General features: G+C 59.3%; 4 protein-coding genes. 2 read left to right on the top strand and 2 right to left on the bottom strand.

The window, feature by feature from the left end:
• Positions 1-117: 117 nt before the first annotated feature.
• Positions 118-768, bottom strand: coding sequence for a hypothetical protein (locus P1S46_10870; GenBank protein ID MDF1536979.1), 651 nt, complete (start codon positions 766-768; stop codon positions 118-120).
• Positions 743-1,915 carry a pyridoxal phosphate-dependent aminotransferase gene (locus P1S46_10865; GenBank protein ID MDF1536978.1) on the bottom strand — a complete coding sequence of 391 codons (1,173 nt, stop codon included), beginning with the start codon at positions 1,913-1,915 and terminating at the stop codon, positions 743-745. Before P1S46_10865 ends, P1S46_10870 begins: the two co-directional genes overlap by 26 nt.
• 680 nt (positions 1,916-2,595) lie before the next feature.
• Here P1S46_10865 and P1S46_10860 point away from each other — a divergent pair.
• Positions 2,596-5,007 (top strand): homocysteine S-methyltransferase family protein, encoded by a 2,412-nt coding sequence (locus P1S46_10860; GenBank protein ID MDF1536977.1) that lies wholly within the window; start codon positions 2,596-2,598, stop codon positions 5,005-5,007.
• A gap of 1 nt (position 5,008) precedes the next feature.
• A complete protein-coding gene (locus P1S46_10855) occupies positions 5,009-5,965 on the top strand; it encodes a selenium metabolism-associated LysR family transcriptional regulator (GenBank protein MDF1536976.1) in 957 nt (318 codons plus the stop codon).
• The last annotated feature ends 207 nt before the right edge of the window (positions 5,966-6,172 follow it).

Here is a 6,172-nt window from a genome sequence, read left to right as displayed (position 1 = left end):
CTTTGGTGATCTATCAGCAGTCATTGTAAGGAAAGGGAAAACGACGCTTTTCCCTTTCCGTGGAGCGAAAAGTCCCGCCTGGACTTTTTGCGACTCTATCGCTGTTGGCTGGGTTAATTACCTCGACAGATCCACCGCCCTGAACGCAAGAACCCCCTCCACTCCCCGACCGCCCAGGTAAAGGCCGTTCACGAGGATGGCCACTTCCTCACCCACGACTTCCGGCCTCCTGAACATCAGGAGTTTCTCCATGGTACCGTTCGGATCGACCTGGACTGGTCTCTCATAGATGACATCTTTCAGACCCTGAAGGGCCTTTTCCCGCCCGCTGCCCTGTGGCAGCGCCAGGTAGAAGTGGGCGTAGTTGTAAGGCCTGAGCATCTCCCCGAAACCAGTGGAAACTCTCATGCCCGCAGGATCCACGGTAAGCGGCTCAGTGGATCGATTCTGAACCTTAAACAGGTAGGTCATCAGGGGGATCGACCGCAGGCTGTTTCCCAGGGGCTCATAGCCCCTTTCGGTCAGGTAACCGGTCTGCTCACCTGTATCGAGGTAACCTGCCGTCACCGTCACCGCCCCGTCGGCAAGAACGACCGCTACTGCGTCGCCCTGTGCCGGTTCCAGGTGGAAGAGGGTGAAGCCGGGCGAGGCGCAACCCGCCATCAGGGTGAGGGCCATGATAAGCGAGGATGTTTTCAGACTGCGCCGAACAAGACAGCTCACGGCAGCGTGTCGGGGTTTTTCAGACAGGCTCCTGGATTGCTTCACAGGTAACCTCCTTCACATATTTTGACAGGCGGCGGAGGCCTTCCGTAAGGTTTTCACTGGAGTTGGCGTAGGAAAAACGCAGGTGGCCTTCCGCCCCAGGGCCGAAATCGATCCCCGGCGTCACAGCCACACCCGTCCGCTCGAGTATATCGAAAGCCAGTTTGTAGGAATCCGCACCCAATTGCCTCGCATCCACCAGCACATAAAACGCACCCTGCGGGTCCACAGGAACCGGCAGACCGATCTCCCGGATCCCTTTCACGAGCAGCTGCCGCCTTTCGTCGTAGACCCGGACCATCTCCGCCACTTCCCCACCGGCCTGGGTCAAGGCCGCGATCCCGGCCTTCTGGACAAAGGCCGCTGCAGAGATGAAAAAGTTCTGCTGGATCTTCTGCATGGGGCGGATAAACCGGCGAGGAGCAATAACGTATCCGAGCCTCCACCCGGTCATGGCGTAAAGCTTGGAAAAGCCGTTGAGGACGAACGCCTCATCCGTAAACTCGAGGATGCTCTGCTCCCTGGTCCCATACACAAGGCCGTGGTAGATCTCGTCAGAGATTACCGGTACCCCGAGTTGAGCGATCTGCCCGAGGCTCTCACCGGGCCAGACAGCTCCCGTGGGGTTGCCCGGCGAGTTGATGAGTATCGCCGCGGTGTCGGACGTCACCTGACGGGCCATCTCCCGAACATCCGGCATGAAACCATCCACCGCATGGACCGGGGAGAAAAGGGGGCGTCCCCCGAGAAACGATACGAAGTTGGGGTAACATGCGTAATGGGGATCGTTCATCACCACCACCTCCCCTTGCTCCAATAAGGCCGCAAAAGCAAGGAACAGCGCGGGAGAGGTCCCCGAAGTGACGAGGATACAGTCCGGGTCCACCCGCACACTGTACCTGCGATCGTAATGCTCGCTTATGGCCTCCCTCAGTTCCAGGAGCCCCAGGCTGTGGGTATAGTTGGTCTCCCCCCTCTCCAGCGCTTCCGCCGCCGCCATCCGGATAACCTCGGGGGTATCGAAATCAGGTTCGCCCACCTCCATGTGAATGACAGTTCTCCCGGCCCGCTCCATCTTCTGGGCCCTTTCCAGGACATCCATGACGATAAAGGGGGGGATGTTCCTCGATCTCTCTGACGGCTGCCGCATGAGTCTCTCCGCGCTGGTATCCAGTATCCGGTATCCAGTAGTCAGTAGTCAGTAGCCGGTTGAAATCCGGGATGACGAGACATCAGGTCTCAGGATTTTTTGATTGTTCCGAGTTCCGTGCTCCAAGTACTGGCTCCCGGCAACCTTATTCCACCGCCGGCTGCCATGTCAACGGAAGGAAAGTTACTTGTGTCTTGTGTCTGGCATCCAGGTTCCAGGTGGGCGTTATTCCTGAACCCCAGCCTGCCAGCCGCAGCTTCACGCGAAGGCTGGACCCTGGACTCCAGATCCCGCTCATTTCCCAGACCCTGTTTCCCAGACCCTTGATTTTTCTAACCTTATACTATACCTATAGGCGTTTTCTATAGGAAGGTAGCCGATAACGTAACATTCTCAGTTTTCAGAAAAAAAACGTTCGTTTGCGACCCGGTATAAAAAGGAAGAATGAACGGTTGATGGACTCGCAAAAAGTCCATCAACGCGCCCCGCGTGGGGCGCCCAAATCAATGAGTTACACCGTAAGTCATTGATTTGTAAGGAAAGGGAAAACGACGCTTTTCCCTTTCCGTGGAGCAAAAAGTCCCGGATTGGACTTTTTGCGACTCTATCAACGGTTACAATTTGAGTTATTTGTTACCGGCTACTGACTTCTGACTACTGAATATTTAGGAGCGAACCCAGTGAGCCGATTCAAAGACCTGATCAAAAACCGTACCCTTCTGTGCGACGGAGCCATGGGAACCATGCTCCAGGAGGCGGGGCTGGCACCGGGAGAGTGTCCGGAACTGCTCAACGTGCATTCTCCCGAAAGGGTGCGATCGGTTCATCGCGCCTATATCGATGCCGGCGCCGATATCATCGAAACCAACACCTTCGGCGGCAGCAGGGTCAAACTGTCCTCCTTCGGCCTCGAGGACCGGACTGAAGAACTCAACGAAGCCGCCGTGAGGGTGGCGAAGGAAGCCTCTTCCGGCGACGCTCTCGTGGCGGGAAGCGTGGGGCCTACGGGACGTTTTCTGCATCCTGTGGGTGAACTCGGTTTCGACGAAGCGGTAAGTATCTTCGCCCAGCAGGCTGCCGCCCTCGCCGGCGCGGGAGCCGACCTCATCATCCTCGAGACTTTTTCGGACATCAAGGAGATCCGCACCGCCGTTATCGGCGCCAGGGAGGTGACCGACATCCCCGTCGTCGCTCTCATGACCTTCGAGCCCTCGGCACTGACCCTCCTGGGAAGTTCCCCGGAGGCGGCTGCAGTCACCCTGGAAGCGGTGGGCGCCGACGCCGTAGGCTCCAACTGCGGCCTGGGACCTGAAGGGATCCTGGAGGTGCTAAGGCGCATGGCGACGGTCACCGAGCTTCCCCTTGTGGCCATGCCCAACGCTGGGATGCCCCGTCTGGAACACGGACGGACCGTTTTCCCCGCTTCGCCGGAAGAGATGGTTCAACCTTTCGGGGAGTTTCTGGGTATCGGGACAGCCCTGCTTGGGGGCTGTTGTGGAACCTCACCGGCACACATCGCCCGCATGAGACGGGAACTGGACACGATCCCGGGCCGATCGGACAGGATCCTGACGGACCCTTCCGCCACCAGGTTGTCGAGTCGGAGTTCCGTTCTTTTCGTGGGAGGGGCCAGCCCGATTCGCGCCATCGGTGAGCGCCTCAATCCTACCGGCCGCAAAACCCTCGCCCAGGCGGTCCGCGAAGGCCGTTTCGATCCCTACAGGGAAGAAGCGGCCCGGCAGGTGGAAGCAGGGGCCCAGATGCTGGACGTCAACGTCGGGGTCCCCAATATCAACGAGGAGCAGGCCATGGAGGACGCCCTCACCGCTGTCGGGCAGGTGGTCTCCGTGCCTCTCGTCATCGACTCCCCACGACCGGAGGTCATCGAGGCCGGCCTTAAAGCAGTCGATGGGAAAGCCCTTATAAACTCGGTGACCGGCGAGGATAAAAGCCTGGAAAAAATCCTGCCCCTGGCAAAGAAATACGGCGCGGCTGTCCTCGGCCTGACACTGGATGGAAATGGGATCCCCGACACTGCCGAGGGTCGTCTTGCCATCGCCAGGCGCATTCATTCAGCCGCCCTTAAGGCGGGCATCCCCGGGCGGGACGTGCTCATCGACTGTCTCACTCTCTCGGCCGGCGCAGAGCAGGAACGGGTGGCCGAGGCCCTCAGGACGGTGAGTCTCATCCGGAAAGAACTGGGTCTTAACACCCTCCTTGGTGTCAGCAACATATCGTACGGACTCCCTTCGAGGGAATTTTTGAACGCCGCATTCCTTTCCATGGCAGCCCGGGCGGGCCTGTCCGCGGCCATCGTCAACCCCTTCGACAAGATTTCCATGGGCCTCCTTGCCGCGTCCCGTGTCATCCTGAACCAGGATCGCCACGCAGCGGATTATATCTCTCTTTACGGAGGCGGGCCGTCGACAGGAGGCACCGTTTCTACCAGGGATGATGAGGACCGTGAGGGAGCCCTGGGGAGGGCCGTCGTGAACGGCCACCCGGAGAAAGCCGGCGAACTGGCCGTCGCCCTGCTGGACCAGGGGTATGGTCCCATGGAGATCGGGGAGAAGATCCTCATCCCGGCCATGTCAGAGGTGGGGGAAAGGTTCGCCCGGAACGATTATTTCCTGCCCCAGGTCCTGATGTCGGCCAAGGCCATGCAGTCGGCCTTCAAACCCCTGCGTGAGGCCATGAAAGGCCAGGACCTGCCTTCGGCCGGAAGGATCCTCATGGCCACGGTGGCGGGGGATATTCACGATATCGGGAAGAACATCGTCATCACCCTGCTGGAGAACCACGGGTTCGAGGTCCTGGATCTGGGCAAGAATGTCCCTTCAGATGAACTGGTCAGGGAAGCTTCCCGACCCGGGGTCGATGCCGTGGGCCTGTCCGCTCTCATGACCACCACCATGGTTCACATGAAAAACGCCGTCAAGGCGTTGAGGGCGGCCGGTCTCGAGGTCCCCGTGGTGGTCGGGGGTGCTGCGGTGACCCAGGAATACGCCGGCGAGATTGGCGCCGACGGATACGCCGGGGACGCTACCGGGGCAGTCAAGGTATTTCTCGAGCTTCTCCACAGGAACCGGTGATATGGCTTTCGACCTTCGCCAGATCAAAGCGTTCGAGGCCGTTGCAAAGCACGGGGGCTTCTCCAAAGCCTCAAGGGAGGTGGGCCTGACCCAACCGACACTCAGCACCCACATAAGAAACCTGGAGGAGACCCTTGGGGTCCGTCTTTTCGACCGCACCGGCAGATCGGTCAGTTTGACCCCGGCAGGCAAGCTGCTCTCGGGATATGCTGGAAGGATCGTCGACCTCATGGAAAAAACCGTTCAGGCCATCGAGGGTTTCACCGGACAGATCAGGGGAAACCTTCACATAGACAGCAGCACTGTGCCTGGCGAATACCTTCTTCCCCGCTGGCTGGCAGGGTTTCACCGCCGCTATCCGGAAGTCCAGGTGACCCTGACGATCAGTGATTCCACCCAGGTTCTTGATCGGGTCGCAAGGGGGGAGGTCCCTGTCGGTGTCACCGGCAGTCCGGCGGATCATTCTTCCCTGGATTCCCGCCTCCTGTGCGATGACGATATCATCCTGGCGGTCTCACCGGAGCTTGCCGAAAGTGCGGGAATTGGATCGCGGGTGGACATCGGGGAACTTGCCGGCGTCCCCCTGATCCGCAGGGAAACCGGGTCGGGAACCCAGAGGGCCGTTGAAAACGCCCTGAGCCTGAGCGGCATCAGGGTGGATGGCCTGAACTGGGCCGCCAACCTGGGCAGCACCAGGGCTGTCGTGGAAGGGGCCATTGCAGGGCTGGGCGGAGCGTTCCTCTCGGCTTTAACCGTTGACCGGGAGATCGCCGAGGGCAACCTGCGCGCCGTTGAGGTTAACAGCCTGGTCGTAAACCGTGGCTTTTACCTTGTTACCAACAGCCGCCGGACCCTTTCTCCCATTGCTGCCCGGTTCATGGAGGAGCTGATCAGGACCGGAGCGGATCTGGTTGCGTGTCAACGAAAGCTCTTGAAGTGGCGCCCACCGGGTATATAATAAATGATTGGGTAAAATGTGACCGGCAGACCATAGGATTGGACTTTTTGCGACCCTGTCAAAGTTGATGACTTCGCAAAAAGTCATCAACGCGCCCCGCGCGGGGCGCCCAAATCAATGACCCGAACCTTAAGTCATTGATTTGTGAGGAAAGGGAAAACGACGCTTTTCCCTTTCCGTGGAGCGAAAAGTCCCGGATTGGACTTT

This window comes from bacterium (assembly GCA_029210545.1).
GTDB lineage: Bacteria > BMS3Abin14 > BMS3Abin14 > BMS3Abin14 > BMS3Abin14 > JARGFV01.
Note: the sequence above shows the minus strand (reverse complement) of the source record. Positions and strands in the feature narration are given on the sequence as shown.